Raw genomic sequence first — 19,552 nt, 5'->3', positions numbered from 1 at the left:
CATGCAGGGGCCGCAGATAACCAGACTACAAGGACAGGTTCTTAGTTGGCGGTCGGTTCTTCCAGGCCATATTTCTTGAGGATTGCTGCGTATTCTCCGCTCTTTTTCGTTTCCTCGAAGGCCTTTTGCACGGCCTGGTAGGTTTCGTCGTTACCTTTCTTGACGAAGATGCCCAGGGTTTGCTGATAGATCGGATGCTCGGTGGTGATCACGACCCGGCCATTGGTCTTTTCCGCGATCATCTTGGCGGCACCGGCGATTTCAACCTGGGCCTGAATGTTCTTGGACAACAGGGCCTGAGTCACTTCGGGCGCCGAGGGGTATTCGCTGACGGTGATGGCGCCCTTGTTGTTCGGCACGCAGTATTCGTCGGACAGCTTCCTGAATTCCTTGACCCAGGTCGTGCCCTGTTCCAGGCCCAGCTTCAGGCCGCACAGGTCTTCAGGTTTTTTCGCATTGATCTCGCTGCCCTGGGGCACCATGACCGCGGCGCCGGTGTTGGCGTACGCGATGGTCTGGGCCTGGGTCTGGCGCTCCGGGGTGATGTACATGCCGGAAATGATCGCGTCGTACTTGCCGGAGTTCAGGCCCAGGATCAGGCTCGGGAACTTGGTGTCGACGAACTCCACTTTGGCGTTCATGTGCTTGGCCAGTGCCGTTGCCAGCTCGGGGTCCGAACCCACCACATTCTTGTCCTTGTCATAGGACTCGAAAGGAGGGTAGGTGATCTCCATGCCGACCTTGAACGTATCTGACGCGGCCATGCTCACCGAGGCTCCGAACATGCCGGCTGCCAATACAGCCAGGCACAAGAGGTTCTTTTTATTGTTTTTCATTTTTACTGACTCCGGCATAGGTAGGGGGTTAGCTGAAAACTTCAATCAGGACGGTTGCGCCTGATTTTTCAAATGTCCGAAACTGGCGGGCTTGCGTGCCTTGCCTGGCAGTTGAACGTCCCCGTTGGCCACCCTCTGGCGCAGATACTGATAGGTCTGCAGCGCCTGGCCATACATGTGTTCGCCGATCGTGATCTCTTCGTAGTCGTTGCCGGCCTGGGCGAACCCGGGCAGCGGTTTGATCTGGGTGTGGTAGTCACAGGCATAAAACAGCGGGAAGGAATAACGCTCCTCCTTCACACTGCGCACCCGGTGCGCAGTGGCAACGAATGCGCCTGCCGTCATCACCTCCAGCATGTCGCCGATGTTGACCACGAAGGCATCGGCAATCGGTGGTGCATCGATCCATTGGCCAAGATTGTTCATCACCTCAAGACCGGGTTTGTCGGCCAGGAGGATGGTGAAGCACTCGTAATCAGTATGGGCGCCAAGACCCGGAGCGTCATGGGCGGCACCGTCGAACGGGTAGTGGATCAGGCGCAGCTTGGACGGCGGACGGGTGACCAGGCTGTCGAAGTAGTTTTCTTCCAGGCCCAGGGTCAGGGCGAAGCCGCTGAACAGGCGCCGGCCCAAGGCGAAGATCGCTTCATAGTAGGCCTGCACCGAGGCCTTGAAACCTGCCAGCTGCGGCCAGTCGTTGGGCCCCAGCAAGGGGGTGTTGGCCAGCACCAGGGGGTCATCGGCCGGGACTTCGAAGCCGACGTCGAAGGCTTCCTTGTGGTCCGGCTTGCCCTTGGAATAGACCTCTTCGCCTTCGGGCACAAAGCCCTTGTGGGTTTGCGAGGTGCCGATGTAGTGGCGCATCTTGGTGTCGAGGGGCTGGTCGAAAAAGTCCTTGGCCGCCTTGCGCAGGTTGGCGATCAGTTGCGGGTCGATACCGTGATTGGTGATATAGAGAAACCCGACTTCGCTGGCGGCACGCCCCAATTGTTCGGCCACGGCCAGGCGGTGTTCCAGTTCAAAGCTGAACAGACCGGCGATGTTGATCACCGGGATGCTGTTGAAGTTGGCTTTGAGTGTGTCAGTGCTGGCGCTGTTGTTTTTATTGTCAGGCATGACGCATCGGCTCCCTAAGGATGGCTTGAGTGGTGGAAACGCTCGAAGTGTTTGCGCTCGGTCTGGCCCATCCACACGTTCAACGACCACAGGTCGGCGACCGGGACATTGGTGAAGGGCAAGTGATGCAGGTAGCCGTCGGCACCGAATTCCGGGGTCAGGGTGCTGACCTGGTAACCGCGGGCCTGCTGCGAGCGCCAGATGCTTTCCCAGTGCTGCTGATGGAAGGCCAGTTCTTTTGCATATTCGGGCGCCGCCGGGTGCGGAACCTGTGGTCCCTGGTCATAACCGACCCGGGCCTGGATATGGTGAACCCGCTCGATGAACGCGCTCAGGTCGTCGGCCGGATCATTCAACAGGCGCTCGCAGGTCACGACCCAATGGCTGATGTCACTGGTGAACAGCAGATCGGGCAGTTGCCGGATCAACTCCAGGGTCACCCAGGGGTTGAACAGCGAACGCGAGCGATGGGTTTCGAAACTGCAGACCTGACCGTGCTTGCGCGCCAGCTCCAGCGCCTGGCCAAAAAACTCCACCTGTTGTGCCAAGGACCAGCGGTCGTTGCCCGCCAGCACGTTGACGAAGCGCGGGGAGAGTTCAGCAGCCCAGGCGAGCTTCTGGTCGAGGTCATTGATGTGGACGGCAGGCGTTGCCGACTGATCCGGCAGCACGTCGTAGGCGCTGAAGACGGTGCTGATATAGCCCAGGCGGTTGGCCTGGAGAAAGGCGCCAAACTCAGCCCGTTCGCGGGCGTCCAGTGGCAGGCGCGCTTCCATGCCATCAAAGCCCGCTTGCAGCAACTCCTCGAGCGCCTGAGCCTTGCTGGCGGTGTAACCCCACAGCGTACGGAAAATTTCCAGCTTCATCGGTGATCCTCAAAAATCCCAGGGCCTGCTGCAAAAGCACTTCGACGGCACCAGGCGGCGAAGCGGTCAGTGGTCGGTGGTGGCAGAGGCCTTTGGATCTGGATCCCTGCGTAACTCGGTCCCACTGAGCGATGCCGAGGCTGGTTCGCTGTGGAGCCGATGTTAGGCACAGGCCGAGTGGCGAAAGAATCCGAAAGTTCAAATGAATACTTCAGACTTTCGTTAACCAATAGCTGGCTATTTATCCCGCTGGCGAGGAGGAAATTTGTGGGTGGATACGTGTCTGCGTTGGGTGTTGGCGCGGGGTGCCTTTACTACGACATCATTTTGAAGACTGCCAAGCGACATCGGGCTGCGCGATGGCATCGACTCGATTTTCCGATTTGTCCCGGATCTTTTCTGGCATTTGCCGCCGTTGATTCGCTTTTAAGCTTGCTGAAACGTTTCATCAAGTCTATAAAAATGGCACAACTCCAAGAAAGGCTGCTGCCATGACCCCGCTCAAACTCTTTGTTGCCCTCAGCGCACTGTCCGCTGCCTCCCACGCCATGGCCTGGGATTACGTTCTGCTCGACACCGACAAAGCTGCCCAGAACTGGCAGATCACCAGCCAGCAACTGGGCATAACAACCGACAAACCCTTCAGCGTTACCCTGCGCACCTTGCACGGCGGTCGGCAGGAGGGCGTCAGCATCGTCGACCTCGATAACGGCACGATGAAACTCTCGGTAGTGCCGACTCGCGGAATGAACGTCTTGCAGGCCTCGGTCGGCAATGTGCGCATGGGCTGGGATTCGCCGGTCAAGGAAGTGGTCAATCCGTCCTTCATCGAACTCAATGGCCGCGGTGGTCTGGGCTGGTTGGAAGGTTTCAATGAACTGGTCACTCGCTGCGGGTACGAATGGGTCGGCCACCCGGGCGTCGACAATGGCGAACTGCTGACCCTGCACGGTCGGGCCGCCAACATTCCTGCGAACAAAGTCACCCTGCACATCGATGAAAAACCACCGTACGCCATCACCCTGCGCGGCGAACTGAAAGAGCAGGCGTTCAAGAAGGTCGACTTCTCCGTCGCGACCGAACTGGTCACCGAACCTGGCAGCGTAGTGTTCGCGCTCAACGACACCCTGACCAACAACGGCGACTATCCGAAGGAATACCAGGCGCTGTATCACAGTAACTTCAGCACTCCGTTCCTGGAGCAGGGTGCTCGTTTCGCTGCGCCGGTGAAACAGGTGTCGCCGTTCAACGACAAGGCCAAGGGCGATCTGCCCGACTGGCAAACCTATCGCGCACCGACCAAGGACTACGACGAAACGGTTTACAACGTGGTTCCGTATGCCGATGCCAGGGGCGATACGTTGACCGTGTTGCATAACAAGGCCGGCAGCTTGGGCGTTTCGGTCGGCTTCAACACTCAGACACTGCCTGTGTTTTCCCTATGGAAAAACACCGACACCCAAGGCCAGGGCTATGTCACGGGGCTGGAGCCGGGGACAAGTTTTTCCTACAACCGCCGTTATCAACGGCCACTGAACCTGGTACCGACAATTGGGCCGAAGGAACACAAGCAGTTCCGCATCAGCTATAGCTTGTTGGCGGATAAGGTGGCTGTGGACAGGGCCTTGAAGCAGGTGAGCGAGATTCAGGGCGGGCGGGAGACTGAGGTGCGGCAGACGCCGTTGGTTGATCTGACCAAGGGGTGACACCGGCTAGAGCATTGCGACTCGCTGAACGCACCAGCCTGTTGCTGTTTGCCAGCTCTCGACTCATAGCTGTCAATCACCCAAGGCGCTACGCTCGCAGGTACGCGCCTTCAAGTACAGACGATGCCGATATGAAACACCTGCTTGATCGTTTACGGGGCTGGGCCAGAAACCTGAAACGACAAACGATGGTTCTCTGGTTTTGCTACCAGCATCCGCAAACACCCTGGTTACCCAAATGGATTTCGGTTTTTGTCGTGGCGTATGCACTGAGTCCAATCGACCTCATTCCCGATTTCATTCCTGTGCTTGGATATCTGGACGATGTGATTATTTTGCCGCTTGGCATTCTGCTCGCTATTCGCTTGATGCCTGCACAGGTGCTCGAGGAGTGTCGGTTCAAAGCCAGTGAGTGGGAGAAGAACCACAAGAAGCGGCCAGCGAACAGAATTGCTGCGGTGATCGTTGTATTGGTCTGGCTCGTTGCTGCGGGCAGCTTGGCAGCTTGCTTGCTGTGAGCTGAAGTTGTTGCTCAACCCATGCGTCAGTGCTGATTCTTTTTTTTGAACTCGGGCTGAAGGCACTTATCCAAAAAAATATGTGGGAATGCTTCCCACGCAACGATGCCAACTGGCTCTGAGGGATCGTGCGTATACCGCAGTTGCTCGTCAATGTTGCAGATTGATGGCCGTGCCGGTTGGCCGGCTGCTCCAATGGGCAGCCGGGAACTCACTGGACATTGCGTTCGATACGGAGATGAGTTCGCAACTCCATGCGGAGGTGCATCATGCTGCTCAAGAAATGTTTATTGGCTCTGGCCATCGGTGGCGTCCTGTCGGCATCGACTGTCCTGGTGCCCGATTACATCGGTAGTTTCTCCAGCGTGTATGCCAAGGATGGCGGCAGCGGTGGAGGCGGTGGAGGCGGTGGTGGTCACGGTGGCGGTAATGGCGGTGGCGGAAACGGCGGAGGTGGTCACGGTGGCGGTGACGGCGGCGGTGGCCACGGTGGTGGTGACGGCGGTCACGGTGCCGGCGGCCATGGAGGAGAGGGTGGCGATCATGGCGCCGCAGGCCATGACGGTGACGGTCATGGAGGCCCGGGACGCGGCGACGCTGACCATGGTGGTGTAGCCGGGAACAAAGGTCCGGGCAATGCCCATGACAACGACGCGGACGACGCCGATCATGATGCTGACAACGATGCCGCCGATGCAGCCAGGGACGCTGCCAAGGCTGATGCCAATGCCGCCCGGGACGCGGCCAGAGCGACTGCTGATGCCGCTCGTGATGCGGCAAAAGCAACTGCAGATGCCGCCCGGGACGCCGCCAGGGCTGAAGCAGATGCCGCCCGGGATGCCGCAAAAGCGGCGGGTGTAGCGGACGATGACGCAGATGCTGCCAGAGACGCTGCCCGTGCCGCTGCGGATGCCGCGAGGGATGCTGCCAAGGCCGAAGCAGATGCCGCCAGGGATGCTGCCCGGGCTACGGCGGATGCCGCTCGGGACGCCGCCAAAGCCGAGGCGAAGGCAGCCCGGGAGGCCGCCAAAGTTGAGGCGAAGGACGCCAGAGAGGATGTGGCGGATGCCCCGGACGAAGCGGATTTCGACGCGGTTGAGGTAGATAACTGAGCCTGCACGTTCGGCAATGAACACGGCAGGCATACCGTAGTAAACGTCCCGGGAGCTTGAGGGGCGTATCGGCAAAGAGTCGCAAGCCCTGAAACGTCATGGGGTTTGCGACTTTTTTTCGGCTATTGAGCCAAGCATTTCTACAGTCAGATCGAGCGCTGATTCACGCGCTGAGTCAGTTCCTGCGCGGACTCTTTGCGTTCCGAGTAGCGGTCAACCAGGTCGGGGCGATCCCGTAGCAGCAGGGTGAATTTCACCAGTTCCTCCATGACGTCTACGACCCTGTCGTACAACGATGAGGGTTTCATGCGATTGGCGTCGTCAAACTCCAGAAAAGCCTTTGGCACCGAAGATTGATTGGGGATGGTGAACATGCGCATCCAGCGTCCCAGCACACGAAGCTGATTCACCACATTGAAGGACTGGGAGCCGCCGCAGACTTGCATGACTGCGAGGGTTTTACCCTGGGTTGGGCGAATGGCCCCCAACGCCAACGGCACCCAGTCGATTTGCGCCTTGAACACTGCAGACATCGAGCCGTGGCGCTCTGGCGAGCACCAGACCTGTCCTTCAGACCACTGCATCAGTTCGAGCAGTTCCTGGACTTTCGGGTGATCGGAGGGCGCGTCGTCCGGCAGCGGCAGGCCGGATGGATTGAAGATCCGCGTCTCGGCGCCGAAGTGTTCGAGCAACCGGGCTGCTTCCTCGACCAGCAGGCGACTGAACGACCGCGCACGAGTCGAGCCGTATAACAACAGGATGCGCGGCTTGTGCTGGTCGTTGCGTCCATGGGCGATGGATTGGGTCAGTGCCGTGTCGAGATTGGGCAAGGAATGGGTCATAAGGGCTCCGGTCAAAGCGTGCCGATGCGTTCGAGTTCGCGCTTCAATGCATCGCGGTCAAGTTGCGCAAAAGGCAGTTCGAGGAATGCCCGGCAGCGCGTTTCGATGCGCGCCAGGGTTGAGTGGAACGCCGCCGCTATCCGTGCTTCATCGCCCGTTATGTCCGAGGGGTCTTCCAGGCCCCAATGGGCTTTCAGTGCTGGTCCGAAGTACACCGGGCACGCCTCGCCGGCAGCCTTGTCGCAGACCGTGATGACGATGTCCGGCGGGTTGGCTTCGAAAGCCTTGTTGCCTTTGCTGCTCAAGCCGTCGATGGCAATGCCGGCCTCTTGCAAGGTGCTCAGGCTGCGGGGCAGCACCTGTCCCTTGGGAAAACTGCCGGCACTGATCGCCTCAAAGCCTTCTGGCGCGAGATGGTTGAACATGGCTTCGGACAGGATGCTGCGACAGCTGTTGGCGGTACACATAAACAGAACGCGCATGGTGACTCCTCTTTGCAGGCGCACAGGGGCTAGACGCTCAGGCGCAAGGCCAGGGCAGACAAGGTGATGAGCAGGATCGGCAGGGTCAGGACCACGCCGACCTTGAAGTAGTAACCCCAGGTAATGCGAATGCCCTTGCGCTCCAGAACATGCAGCCAGAGCAGGGTGGCCAGGCTGCCGATGGGGGTGATCTTGGGGCCCAGGTCAGAGCCGATGACGTTGGCGTAGATCATGGCTTCACGCACTACGCCTGTGGCGTCACTGGCCTGAATCGACAGTGCGCCCACCAGCACCGTGGGCATGTTGTTCATGCCCGATGACAGCAAGGCCGTGAGCAGGCCGGTGCCCAGCGCGGCGCCCCAGATGCCGAACTCGGCCATGCGGTTCAGGGCCATGGTCATGTAGGTGGTCAGTCCGGCGTTCTTCAGCCCGTACACCACCAGGTACATGCCCAGGGAAAAGATCACGACCTGCCAGGGCGCTTCACGCAGCACCCGGCGGGTGGAAATCACATGCCCGCGCGCCGCCACGGCGAACAGCAGCGCGGCACAGACGGCTGCGATGGCGCTGACCGGAATGCCCAAGGGCTCCAGGGCAAACAGCCCGACCAACAACAGGGCCAGAACGATCCAGCCGACGCGGAAGGTCAGGGGATCACGCACGGCGCGTCGCGGATCCATCACGTCATCGAGCGCGTAGTGCCGGGGAATGTCACGGCGGAAAAACCGGTACAGCACCACAAGGGTGGTCGCCACGGCAACCAGATTGACCGGCACCATGATGGCCGCGTATTCGGCGAACCCCAGGTCGAAGTAGTCCGCCGAAACGATGTTGACGAGGTTGGACACCACCAGGGGCAGGCTCGCCGTGTCGGCGATAAAGCCGGCCGCCATGACGAACGCCAGGGTGGACGCTGGCGAAAAACGCAGTGCGAGCAGGATTGAAACAACGATGGGGGTCAGGATCAGGGCGGCGCCGTCATTGGCAAACAACGCGGAGACGCCGGCCCCCAGCAGTATCGTGAAGACGAACAGGCGTCGCCCGTCACCCTTGGCCCAGCGCGCCACATGCAAGGCGGCCCACTGGAAGAACCCGGCCTCATCGAGCAACAGGCTGATGATGATCAGCGAGATGAACGTCGCGGTGGCGTTCCAGACAATGGCCCACACCAGCGGAATATCGTGCAGCGTCACGACGCCTGCCAGCAGGGCCAGAACGGCGCCCAGGGAGGCGCTCCAACCGACGCCCAGACCCTTGGGTTGCCAGATGACCAACACCATGGTGAGCAGGAAAATGGAAAACGCAGTCAGCATGTGGATTCTCGACGGGTTGAAGGGTCAGCAGCAGGCGGCAGTGTTGAGAGGGCGGTCGCCCATGGCGTTCAGGCGGGTGCTGTTGTCCTTGAGCCAGTCGGCGTTTGCTGCCAGCGTGGTCTGCAGAACATCACGAACCCACACGGGCAGATCAGGGTTGAGCCGGTAATACACCCATTGCCCCTGGCGGCGGTCCAGAAGCAGGCCGCATCCGCGAAGCTGGGCAAGATGGCGGGAAATTTTCGGCTGGCTATCGTCCAGGGCACAGACCAGCTCACACACGCATAACTCGCCTTCACGGGCGATGAGCAAAGTGGCCCGGGCGCGGGTTTCGTCGGACAGGCATTTGAATACGACGGCAGGGTTGAGCATTGGCGTGGCTCTGTACATATGGTTATTCGAATATACGTTTATCCATATGTTGAGTGCAAGTCGCCAAGGCTCAAGAAGGGCGGGGATGTTCAGGTATGCGATAGACTTGCGCTGTTTCGACACAAGGCAAAGGAGATGCAGTGCATGGAATCGTTTAGCGTTCGCGAGCTGAAAACCACTGACGCTGAGGCTTTGCTGGCGTTCGAAATCCGCAACCGTGAATGGTTCGAATCGCATATCGATGCGCGCGACCCTGGGTTTTATTCGTTGCGCGGTGTCGCCGATCATATCGATAGCTATCTGTCGGGTTTGGCCAGCGGCGCCTGGCACCCGTTTGTCATCGAGGACTCAAGCCAGACAATCGTTGGTCGAGCCAATCTGAAAAGCATCGACCTGGCGATGGGGTCTGCCGAAGTGGGCTATCGGATTGATCAGCGCGTGTGCGGGCAGGGGTTGGCAACACGGGCGCTGAGGCATCTGATCCAGCAGGCACGGGTGCGCTGGGGACTTGCGCAACTGGTGGCCTATGCCTACAAGGAAAACCTGGGCTCCAGAAAGGTACTCGACCGGTGCGGATTCAAGCTTGAGCAACCTTGCCGTGTCGACAGCACGGGCAGCGAAGAGCGATTCGTCCTGTCGTTTCAATAGTTCTGCAAGCCCGTAGCAGGTTGCTGCGGGCTACTCCTGATCCTGATCTGCCGCCACCTCCTGCCAGCTGTCATCGGGGTCAAAGCGCTTCATCGCCAGCGCCAGTTTTTCACCTTCGGGCCCCAGGTCCTTTTCGAACACCTGGCCTTCGTGGCTGATCATGAAGCTCATCACCCCGGTGTCGTTGTATTTCGCCGGCCAGGCGATCAGGGCAAAGCCGCGGCTCATCTTGTCGCCGATGAGGTAACTGTAGGCGCCACCCGGTGCCGAAGGCCCCTGGCCATGAAGGATGCGGAAGCGGTAGCCATGCCATTCTTCGTCGGCAATGGCTTTGCCGAACGAAGGCCCCAGCGGGCTGATCTGGCCGCTATCGTCTGGTGCCCAATAGAGTCCGTCGTGCTTGCCGGGGGTGCTGAAGATTTTCTGCGCATACTCGAGTGCGCCATCACCGTCCCTATCGACTGACGCATAGTCCATCTGGGCGTCGTGATAGGCCAGCACCGATTGCACCGCGTCGAGTTCATTGCGGCCGATCTCGCGTGCGCGGATCTCGGCACTGCCGGCCTTCAAGTCGAAGCGCCAGCCGCTCGCCACTTTGACCAAGGGGATCGGCAGTGTCCAGTTCTCGGGGCCGACCGCCAGGATGCCCTTGTCGTCACCGCTTTTTTCAATGTGGTGTTGCTCGCGGTACTGCTGCAAAAACGCATCGACGTCTTTGCGCTGCACGCCTTCACGCGGAATGTAGTTGTGCCAGTCACTACCGAGCAGTTCCGTCAGGCGTGCCTGGTCGGCGTGTTCCGTACCCAGTGCCTGGACCAAGGCTTCTGCAGCCTTTTCCGGTGTTGGAAAGGCTTGCTGCGCCGTCGCCATGCATGACCAAAGCAAGCCGGCAGCTACCGCAAGGACAGGAGGCAGCAAGCCCATGAGTCCTTTCATTCGAGGATGGTTATTCAACGACGGCCCCCCCTTTGACGCGCTGGTGGATTGGACGGCCGACTGACCTGGTGACCGGCCGAGCGGGCGGCACTGGGGCGATGGGCGGATGCCTGGCTGGCCCGGCCACGATTGGCCTGGACGTTGGCCTGGGACGGTGAGCGTGCGCCGGCGAACGCATTGTTGCGGGCACTGCCGGCACTGGCGGCCGGTCGTTTGTTCGGCGCCTGCCGCGTCTGCGCGGCGCCTTCCCTGCGCTGGTTCAACTGGGCGGTCTGGTTTCTGGGTTCCTGGCGGGCCTGTGGCCTGGGCTGCTGATTTTCCCGGGTATTTCTGGCGGTACCCTGGCCTCTGTCAGCCGCCCTGGGCCTGTCCGCACCGGCCTGCAACCGATTGCCGTCCGCGGCCCCGGACTGGAGCTTGCGCGTTTGATCACGGGCTTCGCGGTTGCTGGTGGCGGGGCGTTCGATACCGTGCTTGTCCATTGAACTGCGGGCCTTTTCACGGGCCTGGGCGCGCTGGGCAGTGTCCCCGCGATAGGCTTCACGCTGACTGGCACCGTTGAGTTGGCGGCCGTACTGTGCGCGGCTGGCATTGTCTCGATAGGGCACGCCATTGCGGTGCACCGGGTTGTGCTGCCATTTGTTGTTGGTGATCCGGTTGTTGCCATTGATGTTGTTGTAGCGATTGACGTCGATGTCGACGTCGTTATTGCCCCAGTCACATTCACCCCATAACGATCCAACGATCGCCACACCGGCGCCAAACGCGAGTCCGGCCATCAGGGCCTGGCCAGGGTAATAGGCCGGTGGCGGTGGATAGTACGCCGGCGGCGACGCCGGGTAGGGCCAGGTGCCGTAGGTGGTCGTCGGGTTATACGTGGGGACGTACACCACCTGCGGATCGGCAGGCTGGATGATGATGGTGGAGCTGCTGGCCGGCGCCGGTTCCGCAGCAGGCGCTGGCGCCGGTGCCGCATTCGTGGTTGCAGGTGCTGGCGCCGCGACATTCTGGATCGTCACGTTCTGATACTGGTTGCTCTGCAGATTGCCGGCTGCCTGTGCCTGGCGACGCAAACGTTGCGCGCTTTCCATGACATCGTCGGGCTGCGCCAGGAAGGCATCACCCAGGCGTTGCACCCACACGGGATCCTGCCCAAGCGTTGCCAGGACCTGCGGGAAGGCGACCAGTGCCTGCACGCTCGGGTCCCAGGGCTGGTTCGCCACCTGTTTGACCGCGTCGTCCCCCTTGGCGTCCGGGTGCGCTTTGGACCAGCTGACGGCCTCGCCGACTTCCCCGGGGTAGGTGGTGGCCATCAGCACCTGGGCAAACAGAGGGTCGGGGTAAAGCGCAATGGGCGCCAGCATCTGATCCAGCTGTTCCTGGTTGAACACCGGATCCTTGGCCACCGGGGCGACGGGCGTCGTGTTGGGCGCGCTTGCCGGTACGGGGGCTGCGGCGGGTGCCGGAACCGGTGCAGGTGCGGCAGCGGTCGCATCCGCACCCAGTGCCAGGCTGGAAGATCCGCTCAACAACAGTACGGCCGACAACGCGTAAAGTAATGGAATGTGCATTGCACCCCCCATGTGGTCAGGCTTGAAATGAGTGGATCAATCCCTGGCAGGTGAAAGCCGACCCTGCAAGCCACAGAGCTGCGCCTCGACACCGCTTCCTAATGGTAGCAGCTCATTTGAAAGACCCCGGCTGGCTTTGAAACGCTGTGATCCAGGTCCTGATTCTGATCAGTGTGCGCTGGCATCGCTTTCGTGTTCTTCGGCAAATGCCATGAAGACGTCCAGGTCCAGCACATCCAGCCTGATCCGGGAAATGAACGCCGAGAAGGCCAGGTTGGCCGCCAGCAGACGCAGATCAGAGGCCCAGGCCGGAAGGTAGGTCGGTCCCTTGAGCCAGCCGGACTCGAACAGTGGCGCCAGGCGTACCGTGTCCGCCAGGCTGAGGCGCCCTGCAAACAAATGCCCGATCAGTTCCGGCCGGTTATCGCGGATTGCAATGCGCAGCAGGGTGTGGACGCCGAGCAGCCCGGTCAGGTAAGCGGCGTCCTTGGTAAAGGCAGAACCGCCCCGCAGATCGGCGCCGCGGAACACCCGCTGGGTTGAGCGGAAGGATTCCTCTTGCGTCTGCCCGGCCGCCAGAAAACCTTCGAACACCTGGATGAAATCGGCGCCCTCCAGCGCCTGCTGGACCGCCAGCACGCGCAGGGCCAGGCGACGCAGGCGGTTGATGTCCATGCTGCCGGTGAACAGTTCGGCCAGGGTGGCAATGCCCTCCTGGGTCTGGGTTGTGCGCGGTGCGCCCAGGCCCAGGCTTGTGAGATTCGGCTGCCGCGCGCCGTTCTGTGCGGTGGCGACATGCACGAAGGCCTCGTGTTGCAACAGCTGATGCTTGTCCAGCTCCGTGAACAGCGCACTGGCCCGCAGGCGAATGCGGCTCGATCCGGCGATGGCCTTGGCGGCCAGGTTCGGATCGAGCACCACCGTGATCTGGCCGGCGCCGAAGAAACGGTCCAGTTCCGGTTGAATCCAGGCGGCGAATACTTTGGCCGGGATCTCGGCGGGGCAGGGTGGAATGCGTGCATTCCCCAGCAGGGCGTCGGTGGTCTGGAGGAAGAATCGGGCCGCGTCGAGCATGCTCAGTTGCAGGCGCGGATAATGGAAATCCGGACGCCGGTACAGCGCTGACGAGTATTGGGTAAAGGCGGGAGTCCCCATGGCCCCCAGCATATGCCCGGCCGTGGCATAGCTACGGGCGGTCAGGGCCAGGAAGTTCCCGGCCGGATGCCCCACATCGCAATGGCTGATAAAGGTTTCCAGGGCGGCGATGTCGGCGCTGTGGTCGCGGGGCTGCAACTTGACATTGGGCAGCGTGGCCCGCCCGCTGCGCCATTTCGCCAGGAAGTCCTCCTCGACGCCATCGGGCCAGGACAGCGCATCGAGCACGCGGATCTTGCGGGTCAGGCCGGGCAGGGCGGCATCGAGTTCGGACAGGGCAGCGGCACTCATGGATAGCTCCTTGAGGGACGAGGTGAGGTTACACAAGCTTAGTTGTCGCGGACGGTGGCGTGTCGAGCCGTACGGGTAAAGTCGATGAAGGCCTTGAGCGCGGCGGGCAGATGGCGGCGACTGGGGTAATACAGGTGCAGGCCCGGGTAAAAGGGGCACCAATCGGCCAGCACCTGGATCAGGCGACCATCGGCCAGGTACGCGGTGACCATGTCTTCGAACACGTAGGCCAGGCCCACACCCTGCAGTGCCGGGCCGATCATCAGGCTGACATCGCCGAGCGTGAGCGGCCCGCTGACGTCGATTTCCTGGGTGATCGCGCCGCGTTCGAATTCCCAGCGGTACATCGAGCCGCTGGGGAAGCGATGGAGGATGCACGGGATGCCATGCAAGTCCTCGGGATTTCGGGGGGCGGCATGTCGCTCGAAGAATGCCGGCGAGCCCACAACCACCGAGCGCATGTTCGGTCCGATAGGCAGCGAGACCATGTCGGCTTCCAGACGGTTGCCGAAACGTACCCCCGCATCAAAGCCGCCAGCCACCACGTCGACCAAGGCGTCGCTTTCGACGATTTCAAGGCGGATATCCGGATACGCCTTCAGGAACTGGCTGGCGATCGGCAAGAGCACCAACTCGCACGCCTGTCGCCCTGCGGTCATGCGCAGGTTCCCTGAGGGCTTGTCGCGAAAGCTATTGAGGTCTTCCAAGGCATCATCGATGTCCCGGAAGGCTGGTTTCAGCCGTGCGAAAAGTCGTTCCCCAGCGTCAGTCAGCGCCACGCTACGCGTCGTGCGATTGAACAGGCGTACGCCCAGGCGATTCTCCAGCGCTCGCAATGAGTGACTGAGTGCCGAGGGCGTCAGACCCAGTTCGACCGCTGCCCGGCTGAAGTTCAGGTGCCGGGCGATGCACAGGAAGATCGACAGGTCGGCGGTGGAGGGGGATTTCATTTGTGAGAACCTTTCATAAAGTCATGCAAAATTGCTGGGATTATCACATCAGTAGCACAGCCATAAAGTGGCATCAACTCGTCGAGAAGGCCCGGCAACAACGCTTGGGCCGTAGACAGGAGGAGTTGAAATGCGTACCTGGTTCATTACTGGCGCTTCCCGTGGTTTTGGCACCCTCATCGCAGAGCACGCCCTGCGTGCCGGCGACGCTGTGATTGCCACCGCTCGTCAACCACAAGACATCACTGATCGCTTGGGCGATCACCCTAATCTGCTCGCCGTGCGGCTGGACGTCACCCGCGAGGAAGAGGCACATCAGGCGGTTGCCGAAGGCATCAAGCGTTTCGGGCGCATTGACGTGCTGATCAACAATGCCGGCTTCGGCGTGCTGGGCGCGGTGGAAGAGACCAGCGCCAGCGAAACCCAACGCCTGTTCGCCACCAACGTGTTCGGCGTGCTCAACGTCACCCGCGCGGTACTGCCGCACATGCGACGCCAGCGTAGTGGTCATGTGATCAATATCTCGTCGATCGGCGGCTATCAGGCCTACATGGGCTGTGGCGTCTACGGTTCCACCAAGTTTGCGGTGGAGGGCATTACCGAAGCGCTGCATCAGGAGCTGGCGCCGCTGGGCATCCATGCGACGGTTGTCGAACCCGGGTTTTTCCGCACCGACTTCCTGGACGAGCAGTCGCTGATCAAGACCGCCCTGGAACTGCCGGACTACGAGGAAACCGTCGGCAAGATGCGCCAGTTTGCCGAAGGCGCCAACCATGCGCAGCCTGGGGATCCTGTGAAGTTTGCCGAAGCGATGCTCGCGCTGGTCAACGCCCCGAAACCGCCACAACGCCTGGCGCTGGGCAGCGACACTGTTGCACGCATCGAGGCAAAAAACCGCTTTGTGGAGGCGCAGTTGAGCGAATGGAAAGCGTTGGCGCTGTCCACCGACTTCAAGGTCTGACGCGTACAGGGGCCGTGTGGCGGTTCAATACCCGTCCAACGCGGCCTCAGAGCAGGCTCCACGACACCCCGACGTACATCGCCATGCCTTCACCGGGGGTGGAGCGTGCCGCGTCCAGCCCTTTGTCGTCGTACCCCGGCGTGACCGTGGCGGCATAGTGCTTGTCGGTCAGGTTGCGCAGGTCCAGCCAGGTCTGCCAGTCGCCCTTGGGTGCGTTGTAGCCCAGGGTCGCGCCGAATATGGCGTAGGGATCGGCGTAGTAGCTGTTGGCGTAATCGACCGCCACCTTGGACACCCATTGCGTGTTGACCGCGGCGAAAAAGCCTTGTGGCCAGTCGTAGCGCAGTTCGCCCTGGTAATAGTGCATCGGCAGGCCGGGCAGGCGGTTGTCGCCAAAGCGGTCATCGTCGCGGTAGTGGAAGTCACTGAAGGTGTAGCTCTGGCGCAGGCTCAACTGGCCGCCATTGCCCGGCGACCAGAGCGGGCTCAGCAGGCTGGCTTCGACACCCTGGTGCACGGTGGGGCTGGCGTTGAGCTCGTACGGCGTGGTGGCGTTGGCGTCCGGCAACACCGAGAGCAATTCGTGGTGCACCTGGGCGTAGTACCAGGCCAGGCTCCACTGGCCCAGGGTGCTGTCACCGCGACCACCGATTTCCAGGGTGGTGGCGGTCTGGTTTTGCAGCTTGACCGGATCGCGCTGGGCGCCTGTGGCGGGGCCGCTGCCGGCGGGGAAGCGAATGTTGGAGCTATAGATCAGCGACCAGGGGTGCGGTGCCTCGACCGAGCGACTGAGGTTGCCGAACAGTTGCAGGTCAGGTGTCAGCTGGTAGCGCAAGCCCACGCGCGGGGCATAGTCCCAGTCGTGCAGGCTGGTCTTGCCGCCTTCCTGCGGATAGGTGACGTCGCTTTCACGGCGGGTGTAGATGGCGGCCAGGCCGGTGGTCAGCCACAGGTCGTCGGCGATCTCCAGGTCGTTGCCGACATGCAGGACCGTGTCCGAGCCCTGGTAGGTGAAGTTGCGCATCAGCGTGCCCGGCGCATAACCGGCGGTGTTGCCGGTGGGGATGCGCACGAACTCGCTGGCGCCTGAGTTGGGCAGGTGTTTGGTCACCCGCAGGCCCAGGGTGGTCTGGCTTTGCAGGCCCCAGAGGGTGTCGCGACGCTGATAGTCGAACGTGCCACTGACGTCGGTGTACGCCACCTTCAGTCGGTTGGGCCCCTCGCGCAAGTCCATGGGGTAGTCGTGGTAGACCAGGCCGGTCTGGATGCTTGAATCGTCATCGAGGTACCAGGTGGTCTTGTTGCCGATAAAGGTGCTGCCCGGCTCGTCGCGGCGATCGTCCCGCGCCACGTAGGCGGGGTTGGCCGCCCGTGGATCGTGCTCGATGGAGTGCTTGGTCACGCGTCCCGCGAGGTCGTTGTCGGTCTGGCGGTGGCGCAGGTAGAAGCGCGTTTCCAGGTTCGGGTTGAAGCGATAACCGAAGTTGGCGATCACGCCCTGGCTCTCGCTGGCCGTGTGGTCCTGATAGCCGTCGGCGTTTGCGTCGGTCATGGCCACGTAGTAATCGAAGTCCCCCAGCACCTGTCCGGAGCTGACCTGACGCTGCTGATAACCGTGACTGCCCGTTGCGTAGCGTACCTGCAACTTTGGCGCGTTGTAGCCGGTATGGCTGACGTAATCGATGGCCCCACTCAGGGCCAGGGCACCGCGGTCGAAACCGTTGGCACCGCGCAACACTTCCACATGGTCGAGCCACAGCGGTTCCAGCAGTTCATAAGGCGTGCCGCCAGGGCCGGTCAGCGGCAGACCGTCGAGCATTGTGTACAGCCCCGAGGCGTGGGCACCCGGTGCACGGTTGATGCCCGATCCGCGGATCGAGATCTTCACCCCCTCATTGCCCGCCGACTGGGCATAGATCCCGGGCTGATAAGCCAGCACATCCTGGTTACTCGCGACACGGCCCTGCAGCGGACGGCGCATGTCGACCACATTGGTACCGCCGGGTACCTCGGCCAGCCGGGCCTTGGCGTCCTCGATCCCCTGGTCTTCGTCACTCTGGTCCTCGGCCCCGATCAGCACTTGCCCCAGTTCAAGGCCCTGAGCCTCGGTCATCGCCGGACAAACAAGGGCCAGGCCCAGCAGCGCGGCGGGCAAGGAATTAGGCGAGGGCATTGGGGAAACTCCAGACGTACAGGGGACGGACAATGAACAGTGCGACGCAAGAATGAACGAAGGGAGCACATGGCATTTTGGTTTTTTGCCCACCGGATATTTCCAGTGGCGTTGACGTCACTGCAATGCCCGGGGCCGGGTCAGGCTGACCGGGTCCGAAGGGGGGCGAAGTGTAGGAGCCAGCCTGCTGGCGATGGACTCAAGTGCGCCGCGTTTATCCAGCTCACCAGCGTTATCGTTAACGACCATCGCTGGCAAGCCAGCTCCCACAAGGGAACGTGCCCCCTCGGGAAAACTGTAGGAGCCAGCCTGCTGGCGATGGATTCAAGTGCGCCGCGTTTATCCAGTTCCCCCGCGTTATCGTTAACGACCATCGCTGGCAAGCCAGCTCCCACAGGGGACCGTGCCCACGCTGAAACTGTAGGAGCCATCTTGCTGGCGATGGACTCAAGTGCGCTGCGTTTATCCCGTTCCCCCGCGTTTTCGTTAACGACCATCGCTGGCAGGCCAGCTCCCACAGGGGGCCGCGTCCACACAGAAAAACTGTAGGAGCCAGCCTGCTGGCGATGGATTCAAGTGCGCCGCGTTTATCCAGCTCACCCGCGTCATCGTTAACGACCATCGCTGGCAGGCCAGCTCCCACAGGGGATCGTGCCCACGCTAAAACTGTAGGAGCCAGCCTGCTGGTGATGGATTCAAGTGCGCCGCGTTTATCCGGTTAACACGCGTCATCGTTAACGACCATCGCTGGCAGGCCAGCTCCAAAGGACCGTGTCCACGCTGAAACTGTAGGAGCCAGCCTGCTGGCGATGGACTCAAGTGCGCCGCGTTTATCCAGCTCACCAGCGTTATCGTTAACGACCATCGCTGGCAAGCCAGCTCCCACAAGGGAACGTGCCCCCTCGGGAAAACTGTAGGAGCCAGCCTGCTGGCGATGGATTCAAGTGCGCCGCGTTTATCCAGTTCCCCCGCGTTATCGTTAACGACCATCGCTGGCAAGCCAGCTCCCACAGGGGACCGTGCCCACGCTGAAACTGTAGGAGCCATCTTGCTGGCGATGGACTCAAGTGCGCTGCGTTTATCCCGTTCCCCCGCGTTTTCGTTAACGACCATCGCTGGCAAGCCAGCTCCCACAGGGGACCGCGTCCACACAGAAAAACTGTAGGAGCCAGCCTGCTGGCGATGGACTCAAGCGCGCCGCGTTCATCCAGCTCATACGCGTTATCGTTGACGACCATCGCTGGCAAGCCAGCTCCTATGTATGGACTCGCCCCCACTGTCTACCCGCTTTTAAAAAACCGCTGCCCCGTTGCATCTATGTATTAGGCCTATTCATGGAAGCCGTCTTCGGCTTCTGGCCAAAATTGGAAAAGCTCGTGGTATGCCGATTACAGTCAGGCCTCGAAGGCCAGTAGGAGCTTAGGCATCAACCCACGCCGGTCTTACCTGGGGTCAATTTTTTTCAGCAGGGGGTCAGACAGTTAGTACCTCGGTGGCAGAACTCTGTCGCTCAGTGGCCCATCGTCGCTGGCTGGCCATCACCAGCGTGGCGACGATAAGTCTGGTCATTCTGTAGCAGCACCCAGACGATTCGCAGGTTGCGGTTGGCTAGCCTGATCGCAGCCTCCTTGCGGCCCAACCGGCTCATCCAGTGCAACAAGCGGCGGTCATCGGGTTGCTGGGAATCAGGTCGTAGTTGTTGCA

General features: G+C 61.3%; 18 protein-coding genes and 1 pseudogene. 6 read left to right on the top strand and 13 right to left on the bottom strand.

Translation table 11 applies throughout. The features are described from left to right. Positions 1-41: 41 nt before the first annotated feature. Genes KW841_RS22205 through KW841_RS22195 form a run of 3 tightly spaced genes read right to left on the bottom strand, consistent with a single transcriptional unit; the run spans position 42 to position 2,818 of the window. Positions 42-836, bottom strand: a complete 795-nt coding sequence (locus KW841_RS22205; protein ID WP_116582686.1) for an ABC transporter substrate-binding protein — start codon at positions 834-836, stop codon at positions 42-44. 45 nt (positions 837-881) lie between these two features. Beyond that, the gene (locus tag KW841_RS22200; RefSeq protein ID WP_218479764.1) at positions 882-1,952 is read right to left on the bottom strand and encodes an isopenicillin N synthase family oxygenase; all 1,071 of its coding nucleotides are present in this window, start codon (positions 1,950-1,952) and stop codon (positions 882-884) included. Positions 1,953-1,966: 14 nt separating this feature from the next. Next, positions 1,967-2,818: a sugar phosphate isomerase/epimerase gene (locus KW841_RS22195; RefSeq protein WP_218479763.1), complete on the bottom strand. Its 852-nt coding sequence runs from the start codon at positions 2,816-2,818 to the stop codon at positions 1,967-1,969. A 177-nt stretch (positions 2,819-2,995) separates the two neighbouring features. On the opposite strand from KW841_RS22195, the gene KW841_RS22190 reads away from it, so the two are divergent. From KW841_RS22190 to KW841_RS29770, 4 genes are all read left to right on the top strand, one after another. Further along, positions 2,996-3,313, top strand: a complete 318-nt coding sequence (locus tag KW841_RS22190) for a hypothetical protein (RefSeq protein ID WP_218479762.1) — start codon at positions 2,996-2,998, stop codon at positions 3,311-3,313. Beyond that, positions 3,310-4,524: an aldose 1-epimerase family protein gene (locus KW841_RS22185; protein ID WP_218479761.1), complete on the top strand. Its 1,215-nt coding sequence runs from the start codon at positions 3,310-3,312 to the stop codon at positions 4,522-4,524. Before KW841_RS22190 ends, KW841_RS22185 begins: the two co-directional genes overlap by 4 nt. A 131-nt stretch (positions 4,525-4,655) precedes the next feature. Then, positions 4,656-5,042, top strand: a complete 387-nt coding sequence (locus KW841_RS22180) for a YkvA family protein (RefSeq protein WP_033048203.1) — start codon at positions 4,656-4,658, stop codon at positions 5,040-5,042. A gap of 269 nt (positions 5,043-5,311) precedes the next feature. Beyond that, a complete protein-coding gene (locus KW841_RS29770) occupies positions 5,312-6,154 on the top strand; it encodes a hypothetical protein (protein WP_256357920.1) in 843 nt (280 codons plus the stop codon). A 146-nt stretch (positions 6,155-6,300) separates the two neighbouring features. Here the strand turns inward: KW841_RS29770 and arsH are convergent, their stop codons facing one another. From arsH to KW841_RS22155, 4 genes are read right to left on the bottom strand one after another with little or no spacing between them, the layout of a single operon-like run. Next, the gene (arsH, locus tag KW841_RS22170) at positions 6,301-6,996 is read right to left on the bottom strand and encodes an arsenical resistance protein ArsH (protein WP_007978305.1); all 696 of its coding nucleotides are present in this window, start codon (positions 6,994-6,996) and stop codon (positions 6,301-6,303) included. A gap of 11 nt (positions 6,997-7,007) precedes the next feature. Further along, positions 7,008-7,478, bottom strand: coding sequence for an arsenate reductase ArsC (locus KW841_RS22165; RefSeq protein WP_218479760.1), 471 nt, complete (start codon positions 7,476-7,478; stop codon positions 7,008-7,010). A gap of 29 nt (positions 7,479-7,507) precedes the next feature. Further along, positions 7,508-8,791 (bottom strand): arsenic transporter, encoded by a 1,284-nt coding sequence (locus KW841_RS22160; RefSeq protein WP_007978309.1) that lies wholly within the window; start codon positions 8,789-8,791, stop codon positions 7,508-7,510. 24 nt (positions 8,792-8,815) lie between these two features. Then, complete coding sequence (locus KW841_RS22155) at positions 8,816-9,163, bottom strand: metalloregulator ArsR/SmtB family transcription factor (protein WP_007978311.1); 348 nt, start codon at positions 9,161-9,163, stop codon at positions 8,816-8,818. A gap of 144 nt (positions 9,164-9,307) precedes the next feature. Between KW841_RS22155 and KW841_RS22150 the strand changes: the two genes are divergently transcribed. Further along, the gene (locus KW841_RS22150; protein WP_218479759.1) at positions 9,308-9,811 is read left to right on the top strand and encodes a GNAT family N-acetyltransferase; all 504 of its coding nucleotides are present in this window, start codon (positions 9,308-9,310) and stop codon (positions 9,809-9,811) included. A gap of 30 nt (positions 9,812-9,841) precedes the next feature. Here KW841_RS22150 and KW841_RS22145 read toward each other — a convergent pair whose 3' ends face one another. The 4 genes from KW841_RS22145 to KW841_RS22130 form a co-directional block, all read right to left on the bottom strand. Beyond that, positions 9,842-10,735 carry a DUF2950 domain-containing protein gene (locus KW841_RS22145; RefSeq protein ID WP_218479758.1) on the bottom strand — a complete coding sequence of 298 codons (894 nt, stop codon included), beginning with the start codon at positions 10,733-10,735 and terminating at the stop codon, positions 9,842-9,844. Between the two features lie 26 nt (positions 10,736-10,761). Then, a complete protein-coding gene (locus KW841_RS22140) occupies positions 10,762-12,318 on the bottom strand; it encodes a DUF3300 domain-containing protein (protein ID WP_218479757.1) in 1,557 nt (518 codons plus the stop codon). 168 nt (positions 12,319-12,486) lie between these two features. Then, the gene (locus tag KW841_RS22135; protein WP_218479756.1) at positions 12,487-13,764 is read right to left on the bottom strand and encodes a flavohemoglobin expression-modulating QEGLA motif protein; all 1,278 of its coding nucleotides are present in this window, start codon (positions 13,762-13,764) and stop codon (positions 12,487-12,489) included. A gap of 38 nt (positions 13,765-13,802) precedes the next feature. Next, on the bottom strand, positions 13,803-14,714 hold the full coding sequence (locus KW841_RS22130; protein ID WP_218479755.1) for a LysR family transcriptional regulator: 912 nt from the start codon (positions 14,712-14,714) through the stop codon (positions 13,803-13,805). Between the two features lie 130 nt (positions 14,715-14,844). Between KW841_RS22130 and KW841_RS22125 the strand changes: the two genes are divergently transcribed. Continuing rightward, positions 14,845-15,675, top strand: a complete 831-nt coding sequence (locus KW841_RS22125; protein WP_218479754.1) for an oxidoreductase — start codon at positions 14,845-14,847, stop codon at positions 15,673-15,675. 46 nt (positions 15,676-15,721) lie between these two features. Here KW841_RS22125 and KW841_RS22120 read toward each other — a convergent pair whose 3' ends face one another. Continuing rightward, the gene (locus tag KW841_RS22120) at positions 15,722-17,848 is read right to left on the bottom strand and encodes a TonB-dependent receptor domain-containing protein (protein WP_218479753.1); all 2,127 of its coding nucleotides are present in this window, start codon (positions 17,846-17,848) and stop codon (positions 15,722-15,724) included. A 1,510-nt stretch (positions 17,849-19,358) separates the two neighbouring features. Further along, positions 19,359-19,552: pseudogene (locus KW841_RS22115) on the bottom strand (IS110 family transposase); the annotation flags it as partial.

Origin of the sequence: Pseudomonas sp. PDM28, from assembly GCF_019219115.1 — a bacterium.
GTDB lineage: Bacteria > Pseudomonadota > Gammaproteobacteria > Pseudomonadales > Pseudomonadaceae > Aquipseudomonas > Aquipseudomonas laurylsulfatiphila.
The sequence above is the reverse complement of the archived record's forward strand: the minus strand, read 5'-3'. Positions and strand labels throughout refer to the sequence as shown.